Genomic DNA, 26,290 nt, shown 5'->3' on the forward strand with positions numbered 1-26,290 from the left:
TGCCGCTCCGCTCGCCGCCGGATCGAATCAGCGAAGTAGTCGCGGACCTACACGAAGGAGTATCAGCATGGAAATCTTTGTCACCGCAGCGACCGGATGGATCGGTTCGGCCGTCGTCGACCAGTTGCTGGACGCTGGTCACGAGGTCACCGGGCTCGCCCGTTCGGATGCATCGGCCGCCGCGCTCGAGCGGAAAGGAGCCCGGGCGAGACGCGGCGACCTCGATGAGCTCGACAGCATCACTCGGTAGCCGAATCAGCTTGTGGCCGAGTTGATGACGTGAGCGAGGTTGTCCAGCAGCTGATCCCAGCCGAAGCGGATGCCGGCCATGGCCGGTTCCGAGCCCGGGGCCGGGTCGGACACGTCGATCTGTAGGTCGACGCGGGTGCCGCCGGTGACGCTGGTCAACTCGAGGAGATGGTCGGCCCGGAACAACGGGGTCCCGTTGCCGTCCAGCGGTGACAACTCGAACCGGAGCCGTTCGGGCGGAACGACTTCGAGGTAGCGCCCGGCGCTGGAATACAGCGCACCGTCCCCCTCGCGGAGCACGATCGACAGGGCGCCCCCGACGACCGGCCGCAAGACGCAGTCGGCGATCTCGAAATGCGCTGGGTGCCACCACCGGCGAGCCAGGTCGGGCGAGGTCCACCACTCCCACACGGTCGCCGGCGGCGCCGACAGCGTCCGATGGAATTCGTGGGCCGACAACGGCTCGGCGGCGATTGCCACCCGGTATTCCGCGAGCACCGACTCCGAGGGATGGTCGGCCTCGAATCCCGCCAGCCACTGTCGCAGCTCGCGCAGCGGACCCCGGCGCAGGGCGTAGATGCGGCGCTGCCCGAGCGGTTCCATTACCACCAGGCCCGCGCGCTGAAGCGCCTGCAGATGTTTGGTCGTCTGCGGTTGTCTCAGGCCGAGTGCGGTAGCGATCTCGCCGACCGGACGCGGCGCGGCGTTCAGCAACTCCACGATCCGCATGCGGTTCGGTTCGGCCAGAGCGGCGAATAGTGCGGGGTCCATTGACCAAGCATGCCTCCTCAGATATATTCCTTTCAAGGAATATTTCTGAACCAGGAGCACGACATGTCCGAGCAGATCCGCATCGAACGCGACTACCCCGCCACCGCCCAGGCGATCTGGGAACTGTGGACCACCCCGGCGGGCATCGAGAAGTGGTGGGCGCCCGACGGTTTCACCGTCCGCGTCGATCAGCTCGACCTGCGCCCTGGCGGCGAACTGGTCTACACGATGACCGCGACCGCCCCCGAGCAAATCGAATTCATGCGATCCGCGGGCATGCCACTGTCGACCGAGTCCCGCAAGACGTTCACCGAGATCGACGGCCCCGACCGGCTCGCCTACACCTCCCTGGCCGACTTCATCCCCGGCGTCGAGCCGTACGAATTCCTCACCACCGTCGAGCTCGAGCCGACCGACGCGGGCGTCCGCGTGGTCATGACCGTCGACGCCATGCACGACGACGTCTGGACTCAGCGCCTCACCCAGGGACGGGAGAACGAGCTCGCCAACCTTGCCGCCATCGTCTCCGGCAGCTAGTTTTCGGACCGGACGACCGAACCCGAAACCAGCAGCGCGGGCAGCTTCGACGCACCACGTCGACTGATCAGTGGGCTCACAAGAACGGTCTGTGGACTCAACGCCTCCGAAGGAAATACGTCGATCACACCATCGCTCCAGACGCCGCTCGACGGCCTCCGGTCCGCGAGCGAGTCCTGATTACGGTGCTTCCACGCGATATCACAGCTGTCGCGAGCGTCTGACCCTCCGAGTACGGGGCCGGTGATGCTGTTGCTCCGCGATGCCGAGGCAATTTACGGCCCGTCGTGACGACGAGCCGGTGGTTCGCGGAGCACGCGACGGTTGCCGACCGGTGGGTCAACGGCGGTCCGGACGGCGCGGATACTTGGAAGGGCGCATCCGGCCCGTGAGCCGCAGAGCCTCGACCGCCGCGCATTTCCACGAGCATTCGTTCGCATCGCATTCCAAATGCACCTGCATGAGCGCGTGCGCATCGCCGGGAGCGAATTCCGGGCCGTCGGTCGGCTTTACCGCAGGCCAACCCAATGGCGGCCAGCCCAGCAGGCACAGTTGCTCATGGCCCACGCGTTCGGCGATGTGATAGACGCTCGGACCACGCAATGGCTTCCGCCACCATCGGCTCGCCGCGAACAAGACCGTCAGCAGTACTGCGACCGCGACCGCCCCCACCATCAGCGCTGTGCCGAACTCGGACCAGCCGGACATCAAACGCCCACCCCGCTCTCCGACGATCCGAACGTCGGCCACCGGTGCCCACGCTCCCACATCTGTTCGGGCGCAACGACAATCAGCGCCACCTCCTCCGTGAGCGCACGCCTGGCAGTCCAGATGTGCTCCCGAGTCGGAGCGATGACGGCCGAAGCGCCCACCCGGCGGATCGCCTGTACAAGCAGCAGCGTCGGCATCAGCGCATCGCGATCCACGACCAGCACTTCCGGCTCGGGATAGCCCTTTCGTTCGGCTAGCGCCCGAATCGCGCGCTCCTCCTCGACGTGGTCCTTGCCGGACTGATCCAGCCGGATGTAGCCCAGCGCGATTTCCACCATGTCCGCCCCTTATCCGTCGATGTGGTGTGGCACCCGGCGCCGGGGATCCCCGGACCCTGGCAACGTGGTCTGTGCTGAGACGAGGGATGCTCTCACCCGGCACCGAGGCCAACTCGAGCGTGGCTGACCTGGTTGTTCGTTCCTAGGCACAAGACCGCACGGACCCGATACGCTTCCGACACATCAGAATGCAGACGTGGAGTGGGGGACCGCGATGATTGTCACCAATTGGACCGGGGTCGAGGTCAAGGCTTTGCGCTGCGCTGCGCTACGGCTGACCCAGGAAGAATTCGCGGAGCAGGTCGGCTACCAGCCTGTCACGGTCAGGAAATGGCAACGTGCGACTGATTCCCGCCCCATCCGAGGGAAATCCGCCCATGACCTCGATACTCAACTGGCGCGGCTCGACGAGCGACAGGCCGAGCGATTTTGGTCGGCGGTGGACCAAGCACGAAAGCCGAGGCATCCTGGCGATTATGAATCCACAACTTCGACCGAACCATGTGGTGGTGCGTTCGATGTCGATGTATGCGAAGCCGACAGTGATGTGAAACGACGCGAGTTCGGACGCTTGGCCGCAGCGGCAGGGGCAGCTGCGGTTCTGGAGTCGCGGGATCTCGACGGCGTCCGAATCGGCATGAGCGACGTACGGCGACTGCTCGATACAGTGGATGCTCTGGAGGTCGAGGATCAGCGGGCAGGTGGCGCTCCCCTGGTGGCAACGGCGGTAACCCAATTGAACCGCGCAAAGAATCTCCTGGAAACCGGTACTTTCGATAGCGCAAGCGGAAACGCGTTCACCAGTGCGACTGGTGAACTCGCGGTCCTGGCCGGATGGCTGGCTTTCGACGCCGACATGCATGCCCTCGCACGCCGCTGCTACTCCGATGCCATGGCGTTGGCAAGCCAAGCGGACGATGCCGATCTCACAGCTCATAGCTGTCTGTACGCCGCGAACCAATCCATTGCGCTCAGCCGGACGGGCCGGGCGAACCCTCACCACGCGTTGCGTCTCATCGGCCGCGCGCATCATCTGATGCGTGGTCGACCGCCCGGCCGTATCCACGCCCTGATTGCGATTCGCCGAGCTCAGGCGGCCGGCTTACTCGGTGATCGTAGGGAATTCGGCCGTGCGATCGCGACAGCCTGGCGCGAAATCGACCAGGCAGTGGAATACGAAGCTCTGGCCGACTGCCCGACGTGGCTGCGCAGTGTGGACCACAGTGAGGTTCGTGGTCACGAGGCTAGAGGCTGTGGACGCGTCGGCGATCTCACCAGGGCAGTTCGCCTCTTCGAGGCTGCCGTCAGCGAGCAATCGAGTAATCGAAACGCCGTCAATACACGGGCATGGCTGGCATCGGCACGAACAGCAATGGGAGACCACAGCGGGGCACTGGCGGAAGCGATGTCAGTGCTGGACCACATGGACAACGGCGTATCGTCACCCCGTACCTTGAAAGTTCTCGAACCCATTCGGCGCGCGACCGCCGACTTGCCTGAGGGGGCCGAGTTCCGGCACCGCCTGGATAACTTCACGAAGACAGGGATCGGGGAGTGAATCTTCCGGATGTCGATTTCCGACATGTCGACGCTGTGGCGGCACGTGAACTCCGGCCGACGGTCGAAGACATCTACCGTCGGTCATACGTCGACGCGATTGCGTCCGGTGATCCGTTCGACGCGCCCGACCAGTTCATGCACCGATTCGACAGCTACACGAACCCCGCAGGCGCCAGTGTGTTCGCGATGGTCATAGCGTATGTCGGCGGCATCCCCGCAGGGCAGACATGGGGGTGGACGCTGCGCCCGGATGCCACTTGGTGGCGCAATTTTCAGCCAGACGATCGGCTTGCCGACCCCGACACTTTCACGGCCGAGGATGGTGCCCGGACGTTCGCGCTGTCAGAGATCATGGTGTGCGCCGAATACACCGGCCGTGGGTTGGCGCGGAGCCTGCACGACACGCTGCTGTGTGGCCGACCAGAACGGCGTGCAACGCTACTGGTCGAGCCCGAGAACGAACGCGCTTACCGGGCGTATCTGCGCTGGGGATGGTCCCGAGTCGGCGTGACAAAGCCGAGCTGGCCGGATGCGCCTGTTTTCGACGTCTTGATTCGAGAGTTGGGATAGCGGGGGGTGCGCGAGCTGTCCACCGCAGACAAAGATGCACGTACCGTCGGTTCAGCGTGCTCGTTGATCAGATGACAATTGAGTCACTCACGGCGAGGGGCAGGAGGGCGCCACTTCCTGCCCCTCCGACTCCACTGGATCAATCCAGCGACCGGAAGAACTCGCGGATATCGCCGATCAGCAGCTCCGGCACCTCGAGTGCCGGGAAATGCCCGCCGGAGTAGAACTCCGACCAGTGGGTGATGTTGTGGGTGCGTTCGGCGAAGCGGCGGATGGCGTAGTCGCCGTCCTTGAAGACCGCGACGCCGGTAGGTATGGTGCCCTTCGGTTTCGGGGCGAACATGGTGGCGTCGTGGAAGCGTTCGTAGTACAGGTTGGCGACGCTGCGGGCGGTGTCGGTGAACCAGTAGATGCTCACGGTGGTGAGCAGGCGGTCGATGTCGACGGCTTGTTCGGGCAGGTCGTGGGCGCTGTCGGTCCACTCGCGGTATTTCTCCGCGATCCAGCCGAGCAGCCCGGCCGGGGAGTCGGCGAGCAACTGGGCGATGGTGTCGGGGCGGGAACCTTGCAGGTTCATGTAGGCCGAGCCGTCGTCTTGGAATTTCTTCATCGCGGCGAGCCGCGCCTTTTCCGCGTCGGTGAGGGCGGCCAGATCGGCGGGGTCGCCGGTCGGGAAGGTGACCAGTGCGTTGACGTGCACACCGAGCACGTGGTCGGTGTCGATCCGCGCCAGGGCCGGAGCGATGAACGCGCCGTGGTCGCCGCCCTGCACGCCGTAGCGGTCATAGCCGAGGCGAGCCATGAGTTCGGCGAGCGCCGCCGCGATCCGGCCGTCGTTCCAGCCCGTCTCGGTGAGCGGCCCGGAGAAACCGTGGCCGGGCAACGACGGGATGACCAGGTGGAACGCGGGCGCGTCCGAGTCCGGGTCGGTGAGCGGGCCGATCACGTCGCGGAAGTCGGCCACCGAACTGGGCCAGCCGTGCAGCAACAACAACGGGGTGGCGTCCTCCCGGGGTGAACGCACGTGCAGGAAGTGCACATTCTGGCCGTCGATGGTGGTGGTGAACTGCGGGTAGGCGTTCAGCTCCGCCTCGGCCGCACGCCAGTCGAATTTCTCGGCCCAGTACCCGGCCAGCTCCTTCAGGTACCCCGTCGGCACACCACGCTCCCAGCCGGCGCCGGGCAGTTCATCGATCCAGCGGGTACGCGCCAGCCGCAGCCGAAGCTCGTCCAGGTCGGCCTGCGGAATGTCGATACGGAAGGGGCGGATCTCGGTGTTCGTCATGCCATTGATACTTCGCGTAACGAGGTGGCCGCCGAATCACGAGAAATCACTATTTCCGCGCTCGCCCAGCCCACCGACGAGTAACGCCGAACCCGGGCCGTACCACTATCGGCCACGAACCCGGCGGCGCGCTGGTCGCGCCGAGGCCGCGCCCCCGGTCTCGAGTTCGCGAGTGGCACACCACTGCGGCATCGGCCGAGAAGACCTCTCGATGGTGTGCCACTCGCGAACTGGCGTCGAGCGCGCGGTGCGGGCATGATCGCGCCGTGGTCAGCCTTCCGGTGTGCGGCGCGTTTGTGGGGCGGGCCGCTGAGCTCGCGGCGTTGCAGGATGCCTATCGCGACCCGGCGGTGCATACCGTGCTGGTCGGGGGTGAGGCGGGTATCGGCAAGTCGCGGTTGGTCGCGGAGTTCCGGACGCGGCTCGGGGCTCGTACGGTAGTGGCATACGGAAGGTGCCCGGAATTCGGCGCGAAAGGGGTGCCGTTCACGCCGTTCGTCGCGGTCATCCGCACACTGCTGCGTGACCAGGGCGTGGAGGCGCTCGCGACGCTGCTTCCGATGCGACCGGCGCTGGCGCGCTGGCTTCCGGAACTGGCGGCGCGGTCGGGCGCGGCGGAGGCCGACACCGACAGGATCCGGTTGTTCGGTGAGATCCTGACCGTGCTGGAACAGTTCTCGATGACCAAGCCGCTGGTGGTGGTGCTGGAAGATCTGCACTGGGCCGACGATGCCAGCCTGGAATTGCTCGCCTTCCTGGTGGCCAACATCGCCGAAGGCGATCTGTTCTTGGTCGGCACCCACCGGCCTGCCGATTCCGAGCCGTTGCGCAAGCTGATCGCGAGCCTGCGCCGAGACCCGAGTGTCCGCTTGCTGCATCCAGCACCGCTGACCAGGCACGAGGTCGGCAGGCAATTGGCCGCGCTGCGCGGCAGGGAGCCCGAGCCAGGGACCATCGGGCGGATCTTCGAGCGCAGCAGGGGAATCCCGCTGTACGTCGAGGCACTCGATCCCGCACCGGAGGACACGCCCGCCGAGCTGTCGGAGCTGTTGCTCGATCACCTGTCCGACCTGCCCGATCAGACCGCGTCGGTGCTGCGGCTCGCGGCGGTGGCCGGGTCGCCGGTCCGGCACACCCTGCTGACGGCCGCCTCCGACCTCCCTGAGGGCGCGCTCGCCACAGCACTGCGTCAGCTGGTCGACCAGCGGCTCCTGGTTTCCACCGACACGGGCTACCAGTTCCGGCACGTTCTCATCCGCGACGCCGTCTACGGAGACCTCCTACCGGCGGAGCGAAAAGCACTGCACAGCAGACTTTCCCAAGCCCTGGCTACCCGGCGAAGGAAGCCGGGCGCGGACCGATGCCCGGCCGCCGAACTGGCCTACCACGCGTATGCCGCCGGAGACCTGCTGCTGGCATTCGAAGCCGCGTGGGACGCCGCGGCGGAGGCGGAAAGGGTGAGCGCGCACCGCGATCAGGTGCGCCACCTGGACCGGGTGCTCGATTTGTGGGATCGCGTACCGGAAGCGGCGCGACGGGTGGACGCCGATCGGCTCGACGTCTTGGCAGCGGTCGTGGCCGCGTGTCATCGCGGCGGCGTCATCGAGCGCGGCATCGCAGCGGCCGACGAGGCGCTGGCCACCATCGATGCGGGGGCCGACCCGGAGCGTGCCGCGTGCCTGCACTACTACCGCGCCGGACTGCGCAATCAGAGCAGCGGCGGCGGCGAAGACGATCTGCTCGCGGCGCTGGCATATCTTCCTTCGGACCAGCCGACCCTGCTGCGCGGTGAAATCCTCGCCGAACTCGCCGCGGCGCGGGTGTTCAGCGGCGCCGCCGTGGCCGAGAACGCTGCGCGGGCCGCTGTCGAAGTGGCCGAACGGTTACGTGGTGGCCCGACCGCCGGCGGCACCTCGTCGGTGTCGGCAATCGCGCTCCGCACGCCGGGCGCGGTCGCAACGCACCCGGCCGGGGGCGTCGCAGCAGAAGACACGGCCGGTGCCGACGCCGCGTCCGCGACGAGGCACCGGCGGCATACGAACGACCTTCGCGAGGACCGGAGCGCCGCCGCGCTGGCCGCGCGTGCCCACGCCTATCTCGGGCTGGCCACCGCGAACCGTCCCGACGTCGCCATGACCCATTTCGAGCGGGCGCATGCCGCCGCTGAGGCCGCGGGAGATCCGGGCACCTTACTGACCGTCGTGCTGTGGCAGACGGCGCTGCTGGTCTCGGCAGGCGCCGACGAGGCGGCCATCACGGCGATCCAGCAGGGGTTGCGCGCCGCGCACGAGAGTTACCGATTCGCCGAGGCCGCGCCGATCCTGCTGGTCAAGTGGGCGCAGGCGCTCACAGCGCTGGGGCGCTGGAACGAGGCGCTGGATCTGATCGACGAATCGCTCACCGAGCAGTTGCCCCCGTTGAGCACCGCCGCGCTGCTGCTGTGCCACGCGCGGATCATGCTCGCGCGTGGGGACGACCAGGCCGCGGCGGCGAGCGCTGCGACCGCGCAACCCTTGCTCGGGAATCGGCGCTGGGCCAGGCAATATCAGATCCAGCTGCACACCGTGCAGACCGAGATAGCGCACGCGGCGGGCAATCCGCAGCGCGCCGCCGAGATCGGTGCCGCGACGCTGACCGCGGACGATCTGGTCGCGCACCCGCACGAGGCGTGGGCACTGGCCGATGCCATCGCGCGGACACGTTGCGCGCCCATGGTTCTCGGCTCCGCTGTCGCGAAGCTGCCGGTGACCACCGCGGTCGACGCCGCGTACCGGGCTTCCTGCCACGCGGTGCGCAGCGGCCGTCCCGCCGACTGGGCCGCGGCGGCTTCCTCCTGGCGAGCCCTGGGGCGGCCGTACGAGCTGGCGCGCAGCCTGCTCGAAACCGGCCGCGCGGAATTGGCCGCGGGTGATCGCGCGGCGGCCCGCGGCGCACTGCGGTCGGCCCTCGGGCTGGCGGACGAGTTGGCGGCGGCGCCCCTCGCCGAGCAAGCCAGACAGCTGGCCGACCGCGCCGGCATCGACCTCGCCGAAGCCGGGAACCCGTCCGCCCCGGCCCGGTCGGCGAGTACCTCGGGCCTGACCCCGCGTGAACTCGACGTCCTACGCCTGGTGGCCACGGGCGCGAGCAACCGGCAGATCGCGGCCGAGTTGTTCATCAGCGCCAACACCGCGGGTGTGCACGTCTCGCGGATCCTCACCAAGCTCGGGGCGTCCAGCAGAACCGAGGCGGCCGCGATCGCGCGAGAACGCGGATTGCTCGTCGCCGAATGACGACCACCGCGATCCCCGGCGAACTGTGTGGGCCCGCCTGAAGCGATCGCGGAGGCACCTCCTCTGCGGCAACTGCCTGCCTCCGCGCATGAGCCGACGCCACTGAGCGGCGAGCGCGGCCGGACGGCGAGCGGCGGTTGGCGATGAGCGGACGGCGAGCGGGGAGGGCGAGCGGCCGGGCTTCGGACAGCGGACGTTAGGCGGCAAGCGGCGCATGGCGGGCTGCGCATGGCGGACGGCCGAGCGTCGGACAGCGGACGTCAGGCGGCAAGCGGCGCATGGCGGGCTGCGCATGGCGGACGGCCGAGCGTCGGACAGCGGACGTCAGGCGGCAAGCGGCGCATGGCGGGCTGCGCATGGCGGACGGCCGAGCGTCGGACAGCGGACGACGGACCTTGGGCGGTAAGCAGCCGGGCGGCGGGAGTTGGGCGGTAAGCCAGCCGGGGGACGGGCGGCCGGGTGCGCACGGCGAGCGGTGGGCGAGCGGTGGGCGGCAAGCCGCGCATGGCGAGCGGCGGAGCGGGCTGGGCGGCGGACAGCGAGCGGCGGGCGACCCGTGACCGTCGGCGACCGGCAGCGAGCGGCGACGGCGACCGGCAGCGACGGGCGACGGGCGACGGGCGACGGGCGACGGGCGAAGTGGGGCCGAACGACCCGGCGGGCGTGCCCGGGAGCACGTCGCCGCCAGCCGGTACAGCGTTGGGCACGGATACGCATTCGGCGCGGACTACCGGTCCCGTGCCCGGCGACCGGCCCGTAAGATACAGTACGTCGAACATGTCTCGAAAGGACTGGCTGATGCGGTCGACCTTGCTGTCCCGGCGCGATCTCGAGTTCCTGCTCTACGAGTGGCTGGACGTGGAGGCGCTCACCAAACGCGAGCGGTACGCCGAGCACTCGCGGGAGACCTTCGACGCCGTGCTCGAGCTGAGCGAGCAGCTGGCCACCAAGTACTTCGCGCCGCACAACAAGCTCAACGACGCCAACGAACCCACCTTCGACGGCGAGCGCGTGACCATCATCCCGGAAGTCGGCCAGGCGCTCGCCGCCTTCGCCAAGGCCGGATTGCCCTCGGCCGCGATGGATTACGAACTCGGCGGCGCCCAGCTGCCCGCGACCGTGGCGCAGGCGAGCTACGCCTGGTTCCAGGCGGCCAACCCGGGCACCGCGGGCTACCCGTTCCTCACCGTGGCCAACGCCAATCTCCTCATCGCCCACGGCCCCGAACACGTCGAGAAGTTCGTCAAGCCCATGCTCGCGGGCCGCTTCTTCGGCACCATGTGCCTGTCGGAGCCGCAGGCCGGTTCCTCGCTCGCCGACATCGTCACCCGGGCCGAGCCGCAGGACGACGGCACGTATCGCCTGTTCGGCACCAAAATGTGGATTTCCGGCGGCGATCACGAACTCGGCGAGAACATCGTGCATCTGGTGCTGGCCAAGATCCCGGGCGGCCCCGCGGGCACCAAGGGCATCTCGCTGTTCGTGGTGCCCCGGTTCCTGGTCGGCGACGACGGCGCGATCGGGGAGCGCAACGACGTCGCGCTGGCCGGGCTCAACCACAAGATGGGTTTCCGCGGCACGGTCAACACCGTGTTGAATTTCGGCGAGGGCCGCTGGACGCCGGGCGGCGCGCCCGGCGCGGTCGGCTACCTGGTCGGCGAGCCGCATCGCGGACTGACCTACATGTTCCACATGATGAACGAGGCGCGCATCGGCGTCGGCCTGGTCGCCACCGCCCTCGGCTACACCGGATATCTGGAGTCGCTCGACTACGCCCGCACGCGCACCCAGGGCCGGGCCAAGCTCCCCGCCGACCCGTCCGCGCCGCAGCGCCCGATCATCGAGCACGCCGACGTCAAACGGATGCTGCTGGCCCAGAAGTCCTACGCCGAAGGCGCGCTGGCGCTGGTGCTCTACTGCGCGCGGCTGGTCGACGAGCAGCGCACCGCGGAATCCGACGACGACCGCCGCGCGATCACCCTGCTGCTGGACATCCTGACCCCGATCGCCAAGAGCTGGCCCTCGCAGTGGTGCCTGGAGGCCAACAGCCTCGCCATCCAGGTGCTCGGCGGCTACGGATACACCCGCGAGTACAACGTCGAGCAGCACTACCGGGACAACCGGCTCAACCCGATCCACGAGGGCACGCACGGCATCCAGGGCCTGGACCTGCTGGGACGCAAGGTGACCCAGCAGGGCGGCGCCAGCCTGCTCGCCCTCGGGTCCCGGGTGGACGCGACCATCGCGGCCGCGCGCGCCGCGGGCGGCGAGGCGGCCGAACTCGCCACTCGGCTGGACCCGGTGTGGCGGCGGCTGATCGAGGTGACCGCGGGGCTGTTCGCCTCCGGCGACATCGAAGCAGCGCTGGCCAACAGCTCGGTGTATCTGGAAGCGTTCGGGCACACCGTGCTGGCCTGGATCTGGCTGGAACAGTTCCTCGCCGCCGCGGATCGGCCCGGTGATTTCTATGATGGCAAGCGGCACGCGGCCCGGTTCTTCTATCGTTTCGAATTGCCCAAGACCGCACCGGCGTTGGATCTGCTCGCCAGCCTGGACACCACCACCTTGCAGATGCGCGACGCCTGGTTCTGACGACGCCGCGTTTCGATACATGTTCTAGAAGATGTACCATTCCGCGGTGATCGATTCCAGTCAGCGGACCACCCGACCTCCCGGCCGCCCGGCCTCCGCGACCAGGGAACAGGTCATCGAGCACGCCCGCCGGGCGTTTCTGGCCGGAGAACGCGTGGACATCCAGGCGATCGCCGGACAGCTCGGACTCAGCCGCGCCTCGGTCTACCGCTGGTTCGGCTCCCGCGACGGAGTGCTCGGTGCCGTGCTGGCTGGGGAGTTCGAAGCACTGCTCACCCGCGCCGACGCCCGCCGACGCTCCACCGGAGCCCGGCGCATCCTGGACGTGCTGTACCGGGTCAACCGCTGGATGACCGACAACGAACCGTTCCGGCGCTACTTCGAGAACGAGCCGCTGTCGGGCCTGCGCATCCTCACCGCGAGCGACGGGCCGGTCCAGCCGCTGGTCGTCGGCACCGTCCGGGAGCTGATCGCGCGCGCCGCCGAAGAGGACGGATACGATCCGCCGCTGGAACCGGCGCTGCTGGCCTACGCGCTGGTCCGGCTCGGCGAGGCGTTCCTGTACAACGACAACGTCGCGGGCATTCGCGGTGACGTCGACCGGCTGCACGAGGTGCAGGCGGCGCTGTTGGGCATCCCTGACGCGATCACGCCATGAGCGGGCCGCTGCTGCACGAGCGTTTCCCGCAGCTGGCCGACACCTTGCCGTTCGTACGCCTCGGCACCGCTCCGACGCCCGTCCGCCGCTACGACCTCGGCACCACGGCCCAGCTGTGGTGCAAGGACGAAAGCGGCTACGGCGACGGCGGCTGGGGTGGCAACAAGGTCCGCAAGCTCGAATGGCTGCTGCCGGAGGCACGGCGGCGCGGGGCGCGCACCATCCTGACGGTAGGCGGCACCGGAACCAATTGGGGGCTCGCCACCGCCCTGTACGGCCGCGCCCAGGGCATCGACACCGAACTCGCCTTGGTGGACCAGCCGGTCGACGACCATGTGCGCGCGCAACTGCGGCGGCTGGAGAAATCCGGCGCCACTCTGCATTTCACCCACAGCAAAGCCCGCACAATCCTCGCGGCGCCGTGGTTGTATCTGCGCCGGATGCGGAGCGGCGGGCGTCCGTACTTCCTGCCCGCGGGCGGGTCGTCGCCGATCGGCGCCTTGGGCTACGTCGAGACGGCATGCGAACTCGCGGCCCAGATCGCCGCGGGTGAGCTGCCCGAGCCGGGCCACGTCGTCACCGCCGTCGGATCAGGCGGCACCGCCGCGGGCCTCGCCCTCGGTCTTCGGTTGGCCGGACTGCGCACGCGCGTCGTCGGAGTCGTCGTCAACGACACGCTGCCCCTCGACGCGAAGCGCATCGTCCGGCTCGCCGGGCGGACCGAGCGCCTGCTCCGCGCCCGAGGAGCACGCTTCGCGCCGACCGGGCTCCGACCGGAGGACGTCACGATGACCGCCGAATGGCTCGGCCCCGGCTACGGCCACCCCACGCCCGCCGCGCTGGATGCCGCCCAGCGCGCCGAACAGGCCGGACTGCGCCTGGAGGCCGTCTACACGGCCAAAGCGCTCGCCGCGTTGCGAGCTCTCGACCACGCGGGCGTGTTCGGGGCCGGACCGGCGCTGTTCCTCAATACGTACGGCCCGCGACCGTAGATCCGCACGCCCCGGCCCGCGCGACCCTGCTTTCGAATCGCTGTGATCGGAATTCGGCCGACGGCACCCGACATGGCGTAATGGCCGGAGCGCAGGGCATATCGCCAGGTCGGGACGCGGGGCACCCGGCGCAATAACATCCCCTGATTTCTTCCGGCGGCGACGCGGGGAACCGCGCGGCCACAACCGCACTATCGTCGCTATTCGTGCAGGTCAGCGACAGAAAGGCGGAGGCGGTGGCAGCGGAACCCACGCCGGTGCGGCAGTTGCGCGCCGATCAGGCGCGGCGGGTGGCCGACATCTTGCGTCACCAGCTGCACGCGGGCGCGTTCGAGAACACGCTGCCGAGCGAGCAGGAACTCGCCGCCGAGTACGGCGCCTCGCGCAACACCGTCCGCGACGCGCTGGCGCTGTTGAAGGACGAAGGCTTGATCGACCGGGCCCCCAAGGTGGGCACCCGGGTGGCCACCCGCAAGTACGACCACGGGCTCGACGCGCTGCTCGGGTTGCAGGAGACCTTCAAGGGCCACGGCACCGTGCGCAACGAGGTGCGCGCGGCGATGCACGTCGCCGCACCGCCCGCCGTCGCCCGCAGGCTCGGTCTCGCGCCGGGCGAGCGTGTGGTCTACCTGGAGCGCCTGCGCTATCTGGCGGACCTGCCGCTGAGTCTCGACCTCACCTACCTCGTGCCCGACATCGGCACCGAAATCCTCGGCCACGACCTCGAGCACACCGACGTCTTCGTGCTGCTGGAACGCATCAGCGGCCACTCGCTCGGCTCGGCCGACCTGGCCCTGGAGGCGGTGCCCGCCGACCCGCACACCGCATCCACCCTCGACATCCCCGGCGGCGCGCCGCTGCTGATGCTGGAACGACTGACCCGGCTCGACGACGGCTGCCCGGTCGACCTGGAGTACATCCGCATGCGCGGCGACCGCATCACCATGCGCGGCAGCCTCACCCGCAGCACCCCCGAATGGAAGGTCCTCTAGATGGCACTCGTCAACCAGCGCGCCGACATCCCCGTCACCATCGACGAGTCGCTGTGCATCCAGGGCTGCACGCTGTGCGTCGAGATCTGCCCCCTCGACTCGCTGGCCATCAACCCCGAGAACGGCAAGGCCTTCATGCACGTGGACGAGTGCTGGTACTGCGGTCCCTGCGCGGCCCGCTGCCCCACCGGCGCCGTCACCGTCAACATGCCCTACCTGCTCCGCTGATCTGGAAGACCGATGAAAGTGAAACTCGCCCCTGTCCTGCTCGCCGCCGCGCTCGCGTTGACCGGGTGCTCGCTGGAGCAGTCCGACGACACGCCAGCGGGCACCGTCAAGGTGGTCGTCGGCTACCAGTCCAAGACCATCAACACCGTCACCGCGGGCACCTTGCTGCGCGCGCAGGGCTACCTGGAACAGCGGCTGCAGAAGATCACCGACAACGGCGGAGCGAAGTACCAGGTCGAATGGCAGGACTACGACACCGGCGCGCCGATCACCGCGCAGATGGTGGCCGAGAAGATCGACATCGGCTCCATGGGTGACTACCCGCTGCTGATCAACGGCTCCCGCACCCAGGTCAACGAGCGCGCGCGCACCGAACTGGTGTCGGTCACCGGGTACAACCCCAAGGGCGCGCTGAACATGGTCGTGGTGCCGAACGACTCCGCGGCCACCGGCATCGCCGATCTGGCGGGGCAGAAGATCTCGGCCAGCGTCGGCTCGGCCGGGCACGGCACCCTGGTGCAGGCGCTGTCGCGGGCGGGAATCGACCCGGCCAAGGGCGTGGAGGTGCTCAACCAGCAACCGCAGGTCGGGGCGACCGCGCTGGAATCCCGCCAGGTGGGCGCGCTGTCGCAGTTCGTCGCGTGGCCCGGTCTGGTGGTCTTCCAGAACAAGGCCAAGCTGCTCTACGACGGCGCCGAACTCGGCGTGCCGACCTTCCACGGCGTGGTGGCGCGGCGCGCGTACGCCGCCGATCACCCCGAGGTCCTGCAGGCGTTCCTGGCCGCGCAACTGGATGCCACACAGTTTTTGCAGCAGAAGCCGTTCGAGGCCGCGAAGATCGTCGCCGACGGGTCCGGGCTGCCGCAGGAAGTGGTGTATCTCTACAACGGTCCCGGCGGAACGAGTTTCGACACCACGCTGAAGCCGAGCCTGATCGACGCGCTCAAAGGCGATGTGGCCTACCTGAAGTCGATCGGCGACTTCGCCGACCTCGACATCGATCGGTTCGTCGACGACGGGCCGCTGCGCAAGGCGTACGCGCAGACCGGACGCGGCGACTACGACCGCGACCTGGCCGCCACCGCCAACCCGACCCGGGTGACCGGCACCGATCCGGTCTGCGGCAAAGCGGCGGAAAACCCCGCGTCGGCCGGCGAACTGTGGGTGGACGGCGCGGCGACGCCGCAACCTGCCGCCGACCCGACCTGCCTGCTGCGCGCGGTCCAGGCCGCGAAAGCGCAGGGCCGGACGATCCGCGCCGCGTACGTCCCCGATACCGAACTCGGCACCCGCTGGTTCGCCGACAAGTCGATCTGGCTGCGCGACGGCGCTGCCTACCTGCCCTTCACCACCGCCGCCGCCGCGCAGCGCTACCGGCAGGCGCACCCGTCCGCCACGCCGGTCGGCTACGACCAGGCCGTCACGGAAGTACGCGGATGACCAGCGAACTCGCCGCACCGGCGGTGCGGGCCGCGGCCGAACCCGCCGCGGCCGGATCGGACGCCGCCCCCGCATCGCGGTCGGCCTGGCGCTCGCGCCTGCTGCGGGTGGGCTCGGTCGCCGCCGCGGTCGGACTGTGGCAGCTGCTCACGGTCAACAACGTGCGGGCGGCGGGCCTGCGGTTCGACACCCTGCCGACGGTCACCGAGATCGTCGCCGAATTCGGCACGCAGTTGCGCTCCGACCAGTACTACCTGGACATCGCGCAGTCGCTGATCCGGATCGTCACCGGCTTCGGGCTGGCCGCGGTCATCGGCGTGATCGCGGGTATCGGACTGGGCCGGTCGCGGCTGCTCGCCGACACCTTCGGCCCGCTGGCCGAACTGGTTCGCCCGATCCCGGCCATCGCCTTGGTGCCGGTCGCGATCCTGCTGTTCCCCAGCGACGAATCGGGCATCGTGTTCATCACCTTCACCGCGTCGCTGTTCCCGGTGCTGGTCAGCACCAGGCACGCGGTGCGGGCGCTGCCGACGATCTGGGAGGACGCGATCCGCACGCTGGGCGCGTCCCGGCTGGACGTGCTCACCCGCGTGGTGTTCCCCGGCATCCTGCCGGGCGTCTTCAGCGGCCTGTCCGTCGGCGTCGGCGTGGCGTGGATCTGCCTCATCTCCGCGGAGATGATCTCCGGACGTCTCGGTGTCGGCTACCGCACCTGGCAGGCCTACACCATCGTGGACTACCCGGCGGTGTTCGTCGGCATGATCACCATCGGCGTCCTCGGTTTCGCGACATCGGGGCTGGTCGAACTGGCCGGCCGCCGCATCACCCGCTGGCTGCCCAGGGAGGTCGAAGCATGACCACAGTGATCGACGCGCCGGCGTCGACCGGAATGGCGTTGAGCCTCAGCGGTGTTCGCATCGCCTATAGCGGCGAACCCGTGCTCGACGGATTGGACCTGGCGATCGCGCCGGGCGAAATCCTCGTCGTAGTGGGTAAATCAGGATGCGGCAAGTCCACGTTGCTGCGAGCGATCGCCGGACTGCGCGCCCCCGAGGGCGGAGTGATCCTGGCCGACGGCGACCACGTCACCGGACCGGCGGCCGACCGCGCCCTGGTGTTCCAGGACGACGCGCTGCTGCCGTGGCGCACCGTGCGGCAGAACATCGAACTCGCGCTGCGCCTGCGCGGCACACCCCGGGCCCAGCGGCGCTCCACCGCACTGCACTGGGTGGACGAGGTCGGGCTCACCGGCTACGCCGACTACCTGCCGCGCGACCTGTCGGGCGGCATGCGCCAGCGCGTCCAGCTCGCGCGCAGCCTGGCCGCCGCGCCGCGCGCCGTGCTGATGGACGAGCCGTTCGGCGCCCTGGACACCCAGACCAGAGAAACCATGCAGCGCCTGCTGATCCAGACCTGGCGCGCCCATCCGACCACCATCGTCTTCGTCACCCACGACCTCGACGAGGCCCTGCTGCTCGGCGACCGCATCGCCGTGCTCGGCGGCGGCACGTTGCGGGCGCTGGTGCCGGTGCCGAGTCCGCGCGAAGCGATCGACCGGGCCGCGACGAAGGCCGAGATCCTGGAGAAACTGTGAACATACCGCCGCTGTCGGAACGGATTCGGCTGGACTGCGACGTGCTCGTCATCGGCGGCGGCACGGCGGGCACGATGGCCGCGCTCACCGCCGCCGAGCAGGGCGCGAACGTGCTGCTGCTGGAGAAGGCGCACGTGCGCCACTCCGGTGCGCTTGCCATGGGTATGGACGGCGTGAACAACGCCGTCATCCCGGGCAAGGCCGAACCGGAAGACTACGTCGCCGAGATCACCCGCGCCAACGACGGGATCGTGAATCAGCGCACCGTCTACCAGACCGCCACGCGCGGCTTCGCCATGGTGCAGCGGCTGGAACGCTACGGCGTGAAGTTCGAGAAGGACGAGTACGGCGAGTACGCGGTGCGCCGGGTGCACCGGTCGGGCTCGTACGTGCTGCCGATGCCGGAGGGCAAGGACGTCAAGAAGGCGCTGTACCGGGTGCTGCGCCAGCGCAAGATGCGCGAGAAGATCCGCATCGAAAACCGGCTCATGCCGGTGCGCGTGCTCACCGACAACGGACGCGCCGTCGGCGCCGCCGCCCTGCACACCCGCACCGGCGAATTCGTGGCCGTCGCCGCTAAGGCCGTCATCCTGGCCACCGGGCCGTGCGGCAGGCTCGGGTTGCCCGCCAGCGGATACCTGTACGGCACCTACGAGAACCCGACGAACGCGGGCGACGGCTACTCGATGGCCTACCACGCCGGAGCCGAACTCAGCGGCATCGAATGCTTCCAGATCAACCCGCTGATCAAGGATTACAACGGTCCGGCCTGCGCCTACGTCGCCAATCCGTTCGGCGGCTACCAGGTCAACGCCGAAGGAGAACGCTTCGTCGACTCCGACTACTGGTCGGGCCAGATGATGGCGGAGGTCAAGCGGGAGATCGAGTCCGCGCGCGGCCCCATCTACCTCAAGGTGTCGCACCTGCCCGACGAGACGCTGAGCACGCTCGAAGGCATCCTGCACACCACCGAGCGCCCCACCCGCGGCACCTTCCACGCCAACCGCGGCCACGACTACCGCACCCACGACATCGAGATGCACATCTCCGAAATCGGGTTGTGCAGTGGGCATTCCGCCTCCGGCGTGTGGGTCGACGAGCACGCGCGCACCACGGTGCCCGGCTTGTACGCGGCGGGCGATCTGGCGTGCGTGCCGCACAACTACATGATCGGCGCATTCGTCTTCGGCGATCTGGCCGGCGCGCACGCCGCGTCCACCCTGGACCAGGTCGCCGCGCCCGCCGAACTGCCCGAGGACCAGCTGGCCGCCGCCCACGAGCTGATCTACCGGCCGCTGCGCCAGCCGGACGGGCCGCCGCAACCGCAGGTCGAATACAAGCTGCGGCGCTTCGTCAACGACTATGTCGCGCCGCCCAAGACGGCGACCAAGCTGGCCATCGCGGTGGAGACCTTCGACCGGATGCGCGCGGAGGTCGACGGCATCGGCGCGCGCACCCCGCACGAGCTGATGCGCGCGGTGGAGGTGTCGTTCATCCGCGACTGCGCCGAGATGGCCGCCCGCAGCTCACTGACCAGGACCGAATCCCGTTGGGGCCTCTACCACGAGCGCGCCGACCTACCCGAACGCGACGATGTCGGATGGCGATACCACCTCAACCTGCGCAAGAACCCCGACGGAACCATGGCGTTCCTGAAGCGGCCGGTGGCGCCGTACCTGGTTCCGGTGCCAGGACTCGACGACCTGCCCTCGGCCGATGCCGAGGCCGTGCCGGTGCACCAGCCGCACCAAGTCGTCGGCCGTGCGCCGCACACCGGCGGCGACGCTGATCGCGATCGCACCGCTTCCGGTACGCCGTCGCAGCCTGCCTCTCCCCCGTCACCCCGCATCGTCGCGCTGCTCGCACTCGACGAACCCACCGTGGCGCAACTGTCCACCTATCTGACGGATCCCGACGCGGGCGTGCGGGCCGCGGCGATCTCGGTGCTGACCGAGCACACGCCGGAAGGCTTCGCGACCGCCTTGGGTGACGCGCTCGACGACGCGGCGGCATCGGTGCGGCGCGCCGCCGCCGCCAGCCTGCGCGAGCTCGTCGAGGTCCTGCCCTCGGCGGCGGGGCTTTCCGACCGGCTCGGTTCCTCCGATCCCGTCGTGCGGTCCACGGTGATCGACCTGTTGCGCGCCCTGCGTGCGGGCGAGCCCGCGCACTACCGCGCCGCGCTGGCGGACGAGGACCATCGCGTGCGCATCGAGGCGGTCCGCGCGCTGGTCTCGCTGAACGATCGCGACGGCGTCGCCACGCTGGCCGCCGACGGCAACCGGGAAGTGCGGATCGCGGTCGCCCAAGGCCTGGCCGCCATCGGCGACGGCGGAGCCGAGGTGATCCGTCGCCTCGCCGACGACCAGGACCCGCTGGTCCGCGCCGCGGCGCTGACCGCGTTCGCACAACTGGGCGCCGAGCCCACCGACATCACCGCGCTGGCAACCGCCCTGCGCCACTCGGCCTGGCAGATCCGGGTCGGCGCGGCGCGCGGGCTCGCGGGCGCCGACCCCGACCTCGCGGTGCCGATCCTGGCCGCGGCACTGGGCGATCCGCATCTCGACGTCCGCAAGGCGGCGGTGCTGTCGTTGTCGGCGTGGCCGGACCTGCCCGCGGCGCACGACGCGCTGCGCGCCGCGATCGACGACACCGACGCCGACGTGCGCGCGTATGCCCGGCGGGCGCTGGCCACCCAGCCCACGGCCTAGCGTGACATGGTTGCCGCAGCTCGAATCGCTGATTAGATTAGCGGCTCGACCGTTGCCGACTCGTCGGCCGTGACACAGCCGGACGGCGACGGGGCGGCCGACGACGAATCCGTCGCCGTTGTCCATCAGCAGCGACGGGAGTGTGGCGTTGACCTTGCCGAACTGGCTGGATCTCGCCGTGCTCGGCACCGCCGCGGTGGCCGCGGTGCTCGGTTGGCGCCGCGGCGCGATCGTGGGACTGCCCGGTTTCGCGGGCGCGCTCGCGGGGGCGATTCTCGGCGCGGCGCTTTCGGCCACGGCGCTGGGTCGGCTCGCCCCCGGCGCGGTGCGGCTCCTGCTCGCGCTGACGGTGGTCCTCGGGCTGGTCGCCTTCGGCGCGGTCGCCGGGCACCGGGCCGGGCGAGCCGCGCGTGCGTCGGTGTCCGATCCTCTCACCCAGCGCATCGACGCCGCGTTCGGATGCCTCACCCACGCGCTCGCGGTTCCGCTCGTGGTGTGGCTGTTCGCCGCACCGCTGGAAGCCGCCGCGCTGGTGCGTGATTCGACGACCGTGCGGACCGTCGACGACGTCGCGCCGTTCTGGCTGTCCGGCCTGTCGGAGGTGCTCACCGGACCGATCGTGGACGCCGGACTCGGCCGCCCGCTCGCGCCACCCGATCCGGGCATCACCGAGGGCCCGGTACCCGCGGCACTGCGGCAGAGCGTGCTTCGGGTGCAGGACCTCGCGCCGACCTGCGGCGTACGCCAGTCCGGCTCGGGCTTCGTCATCGCGCCGGAACGGGTGCTGACCAACGCGCACGTCGTCGCCGGTTCCAGCAAAGTCTCCGTCGACGCCGCCACGGGATCGCTCACCGCGACCGTCGTGCAGTTCGATCCGACCATGGACATCGCGGTGCTCGCCGTCCCCGGTCTCACCGCGCCCGCCCTCACCGTGGCGCCCGAACCCGCCGATCCCGGCGACGACGCGATCGCGCTCGGCTACCCCAGGGGCGGGTCCTACAGCGCGTCCGCCACACGCGTGCGCGGCCGGGCCGACCGCCAGGTGCGCGACATCTACCGCACCGGTGTGTCCGAACGCGAGATCTACACCTTGGACGGCTCGATCCAGCACGGCAATTCCGGCGGGCCGCTGGTCGACCGCGACGGCCGCGTGCTCGGCATCGTGTTCGGCGTCGACGAGAACAACAGCAACGTCGGGTTCGCCACGAGCCTGCCGGAGATCATCGACCGGCTCGACCACGGCTGGCGCTCCGACCGCCCGGTCGACACCGGGCCCTGCGCCTCCTGACCGGCGTCAGGACGCGTCGGCGACGATCACCACGCCGCTGGAGGCGTCCAGCAACGGAATGGTCCGCTCCGCTGCGTCGTCGACGTGCACGCGCGGGTGCGCGGGCAGTTCGGTCTCGTAGTAGGTGCCCGGCCCGTAGAACTGGCCGTACTTCACCACCACGCCGTCGTAGTCCAGGACGGCCGCCTCGTGCTCCTGGATCACCGCTCCCCGGCCCGCCGGCGGCTCCCACGCGATGCTCTGCGCGAGAAACCGTTTCGCGCCGGCCGTCCGCGCGGCGGCGATCAAGTTGCGGGTGCCCTCGGTACGAATGCGCGCGTTCGCCTCGGCCCGCTCCGGCAGCAGCGCCGCATCGTCGGGCAGGTCGGTGAGCTGGTGCATCACCAGATCGGGCCCGAACCCGACCACGGCGGCGCTCAGCGCGTCGGCGTCGTACACATCGCACACCACCGGCTCGGCCCCCAGCGCCCGCAGAGGATCGGCCTTGCCCGGCGACCGGGTCATCCCCGCGACCTCGTGCCCCGCCTCGATCAGCAGCGGGATCAAGCGGACTCCGATAACGCCGGTCGCACCGGCCAAGAAGATGCGCACTGGATCATTTTGCCGCGACTTCGTCGCGGCGTGTTCGCGGCCCCCTCATGGCTCGCGTCCGAGCGACCGCCGCTGGCGACTTCGTCGCGGACGCGGCGGCCGCTCGGACGCGAGCCGGGCCGCGAACGGCGGATGCTCGGTCTCGCTTCGCTCGAAAGACGTGGTGGAGGTGCGCTGGGCGCGTCGGTATCAATGCTGCGACCTCGCGCGCGGTGGAAGTGGCCGGGCGGCGCGTTGTTCGCCGCACAGGCGGAGCACCTTGGGCGCGAGCCGGGGCCGCGACGGCGCACGTGGTCTCGCTTCGAATTGGGCTGCGTTCAAACGTTTGCAGGGCTCGCGGCCATGCTCGGTCTCACTTCGCTCTACCGGAATGGGGGGTGGTGGTCACGTGTGACGATCACCTTCTCGATAGGACACGAGGGGCATGCTGCCGATCTGCCGGCGAAGATCACCTGTGCGATCGTTCTCGGCCGGTCGCGGGTGCACTCGATTCCGTACTCGCGGTTAGATCGGCTTCAGCCGCAGCGAATCCACGCGGTGGCCTCGTTGTCGTGCAGGGCGTAGTCGATTCCGCGGGCGGTCAGTAGGCGGAGTACGGGGATGTTGTCCGGCGTCGTGCTCACGAACAGCCTCGAGTAGCCTTCGGCGGCCGCCCGCTCGATCAATGCGGCGAACACTGCGGTGCCGATGCCCGTGCCGCGGCGGGAGCGGCCGATCCAGACTCCCGCCTCGGCGGTGTCCTCCGACGCGGGCAATCGGCACAGGCGTGCCGCGCCGACCACCTCGCCGTCCACCCGGATGCCGTAGGTCGACTCGACGGGCGGGTCCGTCAGCGCGCGGCCGCGGTGGAACGCTCGGAAGCCCGCCTCTCGGTCAGCATTCCAGCTCGCATCCGGCGCTTCGACCGGCATGACCTCGCCGGGATGCGCGTCGGCCACCGCGGTGTGCAGCAGATCGGTGAGCAACGCTTCATCGAGCGGTTCGAGGACGACATGGCCGGGCACAGCACCGATCCTGGCACCCGGACCCGCCGCGCGCGACCGGTTTTCCGCACGCTCAGACCGGCGTGATCGGCAGCCGCAACGCGCCGGGCGCGGCGACCGGAACCACCGGGTTCTTCGGTTCGATCGGCGCGAGCCTGCGGTAGGCCGTTCCGAGCGGCGGGCGCGGGTCGTCCTCGCCTTTGTTCGGCCACAACGCCATCGCGCGTTCGGCTTGGGCGGTGATGGTCAGGGACGGGTTCACGCCCAGGTTGGCCGAAATGGTCGAGCCGTCGGTGATGTGCAGGCCGGGGTATCCGTAGACCCGGTGATAGGCGTCGACCACGCCGGTCTCGGCCGAGTCGCCGATGGCGCAGCCGCCGATGAAATGGCCGGTGATCGGGATGTTCAGCAGTTCGGTCCAGCCACCCTGCGGCAGACCGTCGATCTTCTCGGCGATCCGCCTGGTCACCTCGTGTCCCTCCGGAATCCAGGTCGGCGGCGCGGCGCCGTCGCCCGGCTTGGTCGTCATGCGCCTGCCGAACAGGCCGCGCTTGGTGTAGGTGACGATCGAGTTGTCGACGTTCTGCATGACGAGCACGCCGATGATGCGCTCGGACCAGCGGCGCGGGCTGTGCAGCCGGATGAGGTGGCGGCGGTGCGCGATCAGCTCCCGTACACCGAGCCACCAGCGGGCCTTGCCCTCCTGCCCGTCCACGAGCACGGTGGCCAGCAAGCTCATCGCGTTGCTGCCCTTGCCGTAGCGGACCGGCTCGATGTGGGTGTACTCGTTGGGGTGGACGGACGAGGTGATCGCGACGCCCTTGGTGAAGTCGGTGTCCTTGCGCAGCGAGCGCGCGGCGAGCACCGCTTCGGAGTTGGTGCGGGCCAGATGCCCCAGCCGCGGCGAGACGCGCGGCAGCGAACCGTTCTCGCGCAACCGATGCAGCAGTTTCTGGGTGCCGAGCGCGGCGGCCGCGAAGATCACCTGGTCCGCGGTGAACGTCTGCTCGCCCTTGCGCAGCCACCGCCCGGTGCGCTCGGTCCGCACTTCGTAGCCGCCCTCCAGCCGCGGTCGCACGTCGGTCACCGTGGTCAGCGGATGCACCGTCGCCCCGGCTTTCTCGGCCAGGTAGAGGTAATTCTTCACCAAGGTGTTCTTCGCGCCGTGCCTGCAGCCGGTCATGCACTCGCCGCAGTGGGTACAGGTGGAGCGCGCGGGCCCGACGCCGCCGAAGAACGGGTCGGCGACCTGCTGACCCGGCCGGGAATCGTTGTCCGCGAAGAGCACTCCCACCGGAGTGCGGCGATAGGTGTCGGCGATGCCCATGTCCTGGGCGACTTCGCGCAGGATCCGGTCGGTGGGCGTGGTCGCCGGGTTCTGGGTGACGCCGAGCATGCGCTTGGCTTGGTCGTAGTACGGCGCCAGCTCGTCGCGCCAATCGGTGATGTGCGCCCACTGCCTGTCGCGGTAGAACTTCTCCGGCGGCTCGTACAGCGTGTTGGCGTACACCAACGACCCACCGCCGACTCCCGACCCGCTCATGATGAACGTGTCGTTGAGCAGGGTCATCCGCTGGATGCCGTAGCAGCCGAACTTCGGCGCCCACAGGTACTCGCGCAGATGCCAGGAGTTCTTCGCGTACTCCGTGTCGGCGAACCGCCGGCCCGCCTCGAGCACGCCGACCCGGTATCCCTTCTCGGTCGCTCGCAGCGCGGCAACGCTGCCGCCGAAGCCGGAACCGATGACGAGCACGTCGTAGTGGCTGTCCATGCGCTCGAGCGTATGGCGGCGAACACACCGCCCGGACGAGAGATACGGACGCGATATCGAGATTTCCGGCCATATCGCACCACCCCGCGCATTCCGATCTTCAGCGACCTACGGCGACCACGACCGGAACCGGCGTGCTGCCCCAGGCCGCCGTCGTGGCAGCCGGATACGGGGGCGATCAGTCGTGCCAGCCGCTCGACGCGAGGATCTCGTCCCAGGTCAGCGACGGCAGTTCCGGATGGCGCTGCCGCAGGATCGAACCGGCCAGGCTGCCGGGCGGAGCCTTGCGCGGATTCGCCAGAGCTTGGGTTTCGACCACCGCGCCACGGGCAGGCGCGGTGCGGCCGATCTCATCCGCTCGAGCGGATGAGATCGGAGCGGTGTCTCAGGCGATCGGGTTTCGCCGGCCTGCACCGAGTGCTGCTGCCGCAAGCTCGGAGTCACATCTCGGCGGGAACTGCGCCACCAGCTCTGAGCAGAGCGCCACCTCTCATCACGGCATGCCGGACGATTCGCTCTGCCTGCTCACCACGCGGCGGGAGGCTGATCCGGCGGCTGCGGCAGGCTCACGGGCGATCGCCACAGGCCGAACGGCGTGGCCAGGCAACTCGCTCCGCTCTGCAAATTCCAGGCGAAGGCGCCGGAGCCCAGGCACACCACCGCGCCATCGGGCGTGCCACCCACCTCGGATCTGGAGCCCTCGAACGCGATCGCCACCCCCACCGCCGGGCCGTCGCGCAGGTGGTCGTCGACCACCGTGCTCAACGCTACGGCGTCCGGACCGATCCCCAGCGCGATAGGCATGCCGCCCGCTCCCTCGCTCGCCCCGACGCCACCCGCCACGCCGACGCCGAGGGCGGTCGCGCCGAGGGTGGCTCGGGCGTAACCGACCCCGTCGACGCCATCCGAGCGCGCCTGCCCCCTGTGATCGCTGGCCGCCCGGCACCCCGTGTTGCCGTCGATGACGGTGGCGTCGACACCGCGCTCGGCCGCACAGGACAGGGAGGTTGCCGAGGCCGCCGCGGGGACCACGAAAGCGGTTCCCACCGCGGCGGCCGAGCAGAGAATCGCACTGATGGTATTCATGGACAACCTCTTTCCGCGCCACGCTGGGAATCGCGAACCAGCATGGCGGCCTGCTGGTCCTTCACCCGGCGTTA

Annotated in this window: 23 protein-coding genes and 1 pseudogene; 15 read left to right on the forward strand and 9 right to left on the reverse strand. The window is 69.5% G+C overall.

Annotated elements, in window-relative coordinates; genetic code table 11:
- Positions 1–67: 67 nt before the first annotated feature.
- Positions 68–241 (forward strand): annotated as a pseudogene (locus tag U3653_RS21190) (NAD(P)H-binding protein); the annotation flags it as partial.
- A 14-nt stretch (positions 242–255) separates the two neighbouring features.
- Here U3653_RS21190 and U3653_RS21195 read toward each other — a convergent pair.
- Complete coding sequence (locus U3653_RS21195; protein ID WP_195081741.1) at positions 256–1,020, reverse strand: metalloregulator ArsR/SmtB family transcription factor; 765 nt, start codon at positions 1,018–1,020, stop codon at positions 256–258.
- A 63-nt stretch (positions 1,021–1,083) separates the two neighbouring features.
- Here U3653_RS21195 and U3653_RS21200 point away from each other — a divergent pair, with 63 nt between their 5' ends.
- The gene (locus U3653_RS21200; RefSeq protein ID WP_195081740.1) at positions 1,084–1,557 is read left to right on the forward strand and encodes an SRPBCC family protein; all 474 of its coding nucleotides are present in this window, start codon (positions 1,084–1,086) and stop codon (positions 1,555–1,557) included.
- Positions 1,558–1,896: 339 nt separating this feature from the next.
- Here the strand turns inward: U3653_RS21200 and U3653_RS21205 are convergent, their stop codons facing one another.
- Together U3653_RS21205 and U3653_RS21210 are read right to left on the reverse strand one after the other, a co-directional pair.
- Complete coding sequence (locus tag U3653_RS21205; protein ID WP_195081739.1) at positions 1,897–2,265, reverse strand: hypothetical protein; 369 nt, start codon at positions 2,263–2,265, stop codon at positions 1,897–1,899.
- Complete coding sequence (locus U3653_RS21210) at positions 2,265–2,606, reverse strand: hypothetical protein (protein WP_195081738.1); 342 nt, start codon at positions 2,604–2,606, stop codon at positions 2,265–2,267. Before U3653_RS21210 ends, U3653_RS21205 begins: the two co-directional genes overlap by 1 nt.
- A 214-nt stretch (positions 2,607–2,820) precedes the next feature.
- Here U3653_RS21210 and U3653_RS21215 point away from each other — a divergent pair, with 214 nt between their 5' ends.
- On the forward strand, positions 2,821–4,164 hold the full coding sequence (locus U3653_RS21215) for a helix-turn-helix domain-containing protein (protein ID WP_195081737.1): 1,344 nt from the start codon (positions 2,821–2,823) through the stop codon (positions 4,162–4,164).
- Positions 4,161–4,736: a GNAT family N-acetyltransferase gene (locus tag U3653_RS21220; RefSeq protein ID WP_195081736.1), complete on the forward strand. Its 576-nt coding sequence runs from the start codon at positions 4,161–4,163 to the stop codon at positions 4,734–4,736. The genes U3653_RS21215 and U3653_RS21220 overlap by 4 nt, the downstream gene beginning before the upstream one ends.
- Before the next feature lie 139 nt (positions 4,737–4,875).
- Here U3653_RS21220 and U3653_RS21225 read toward each other — a convergent pair whose 3' ends face one another.
- Positions 4,876–6,021, reverse strand: a complete 1,146-nt coding sequence (locus tag U3653_RS21225; RefSeq protein ID WP_195081735.1) for an epoxide hydrolase family protein — start codon at positions 6,019–6,021, stop codon at positions 4,876–4,878.
- A 266-nt stretch (positions 6,022–6,287) separates the two neighbouring features.
- Between U3653_RS21225 and U3653_RS21230 the strand changes: the two genes are divergently transcribed.
- The 11 genes from U3653_RS21230 (at position 6,288) to U3653_RS21280 (ending at position 21,785) form a co-directional block, all read left to right on the forward strand.
- The gene (locus U3653_RS21230) at positions 6,288–9,293 is read left to right on the forward strand and encodes a helix-turn-helix transcriptional regulator (RefSeq protein WP_195081734.1); all 3,006 of its coding nucleotides are present in this window, start codon (positions 6,288–6,290) and stop codon (positions 9,291–9,293) included.
- A gap of 798 nt (positions 9,294–10,091) precedes the next feature.
- Positions 10,092–11,885: an acyl-CoA dehydrogenase gene (locus U3653_RS21235; protein ID WP_195081733.1), complete on the forward strand. Its 1,794-nt coding sequence runs from the start codon at positions 10,092–10,094 to the stop codon at positions 11,883–11,885.
- 46 nt (positions 11,886–11,931) lie between these two features.
- Positions 11,932–12,543, forward strand: a complete 612-nt coding sequence (locus tag U3653_RS21240; RefSeq protein WP_323124323.1) for a QsdR family transcriptional regulator — start codon at positions 11,932–11,934, stop codon at positions 12,541–12,543.
- Entirely contained in the window at positions 12,540–13,535 is a 996-nt protein-coding gene (locus U3653_RS21245; RefSeq protein WP_195081731.1) for a 1-aminocyclopropane-1-carboxylate deaminase/D-cysteine desulfhydrase, read from the forward strand. Before U3653_RS21240 ends, U3653_RS21245 begins: the two co-directional genes overlap by 4 nt.
- A gap of 236 nt (positions 13,536–13,771) precedes the next feature.
- Positions 13,772–14,527 (forward strand): GntR family transcriptional regulator, encoded by a 756-nt coding sequence (locus U3653_RS21250; protein WP_323124322.1) that lies wholly within the window; start codon positions 13,772–13,774, stop codon positions 14,525–14,527.
- Positions 14,528–14,755, forward strand: coding sequence for a 4Fe-4S dicluster domain-containing protein (locus U3653_RS21255; protein ID WP_039797742.1), 228 nt, complete (start codon positions 14,528–14,530; stop codon positions 14,753–14,755).
- Between the two features lie 12 nt (positions 14,756–14,767).
- The gene (locus U3653_RS21260; RefSeq protein WP_195081729.1) at positions 14,768–16,195 is read left to right on the forward strand and encodes an ABC transporter substrate-binding protein; all 1,428 of its coding nucleotides are present in this window, start codon (positions 14,768–14,770) and stop codon (positions 16,193–16,195) included.
- Positions 16,192–17,052 (forward strand): ABC transporter permease, encoded by an 861-nt coding sequence (locus U3653_RS21265; RefSeq protein ID WP_195081728.1) that lies wholly within the window; start codon positions 16,192–16,194, stop codon positions 17,050–17,052. The genes U3653_RS21260 and U3653_RS21265 overlap by 4 nt, the downstream gene beginning before the upstream one ends.
- On the forward strand, positions 17,049–17,789 hold the full coding sequence (locus tag U3653_RS21270; protein ID WP_195081727.1) for an ABC transporter ATP-binding protein: 741 nt from the start codon (positions 17,049–17,051) through the stop codon (positions 17,787–17,789). The genes U3653_RS21265 and U3653_RS21270 overlap by 4 nt, the downstream gene beginning before the upstream one ends.
- Positions 17,786–20,497, forward strand: coding sequence for a fumarate reductase/succinate dehydrogenase flavoprotein subunit (locus U3653_RS21275; RefSeq protein ID WP_195081726.1), 2,712 nt, complete (start codon positions 17,786–17,788; stop codon positions 20,495–20,497). Before U3653_RS21270 ends, U3653_RS21275 begins: the two co-directional genes overlap by 4 nt.
- A gap of 148 nt (positions 20,498–20,645) precedes the next feature.
- Positions 20,646–21,785 (forward strand): MarP family serine protease, encoded by a 1,140-nt coding sequence (locus tag U3653_RS21280; RefSeq protein ID WP_195081725.1) that lies wholly within the window; start codon positions 20,646–20,648, stop codon positions 21,783–21,785.
- A gap of 6 nt (positions 21,786–21,791) precedes the next feature.
- On the opposite strand, the gene U3653_RS21285 is transcribed toward U3653_RS21280, so the two are convergent.
- The 5 genes from U3653_RS21285 to U3653_RS21305 form a co-directional block, all read right to left on the reverse strand.
- Positions 21,792–22,376, reverse strand: a complete 585-nt coding sequence (locus U3653_RS21285; RefSeq protein ID WP_195081724.1) for an NAD-dependent epimerase/dehydratase family protein — start codon at positions 22,374–22,376, stop codon at positions 21,792–21,794.
- A 515-nt stretch (positions 22,377–22,891) separates the two neighbouring features.
- Entirely contained in the window at positions 22,892–23,380 is a 489-nt protein-coding gene (locus tag U3653_RS21290) for a GNAT family N-acetyltransferase (RefSeq protein ID WP_323124321.1), read from the reverse strand.
- A gap of 52 nt (positions 23,381–23,432) precedes the next feature.
- Positions 23,433–25,130 carry an FAD-dependent oxidoreductase gene (locus U3653_RS21295; RefSeq protein ID WP_195081723.1) on the reverse strand — a complete coding sequence of 566 codons (1,698 nt, stop codon included), beginning with the start codon at positions 25,128–25,130 and terminating at the stop codon, positions 23,433–23,435.
- 178 nt (positions 25,131–25,308) lie between these two features.
- Positions 25,309–25,449 (reverse strand): hypothetical protein, encoded by a 141-nt coding sequence (locus tag U3653_RS21300; protein ID WP_195081722.1) that lies wholly within the window; start codon positions 25,447–25,449, stop codon positions 25,309–25,311.
- Positions 25,450–25,655: 206 nt separating this feature from the next.
- Positions 25,656–26,216 (reverse strand): DUF6764 family protein, encoded by a 561-nt coding sequence (locus U3653_RS21305; RefSeq protein WP_195081721.1) that lies wholly within the window; start codon positions 26,214–26,216, stop codon positions 25,656–25,658.
- Positions 26,217–26,290 lie beyond the last annotated feature (74 nt).

The sequence above is a fragment of the Nocardia implantans genome (genome assembly GCF_035544775.1).
Taxonomy (GTDB): domain Bacteria; phylum Actinomycetota; class Actinomycetes; order Mycobacteriales; family Mycobacteriaceae; genus Nocardia; species Nocardia implantans.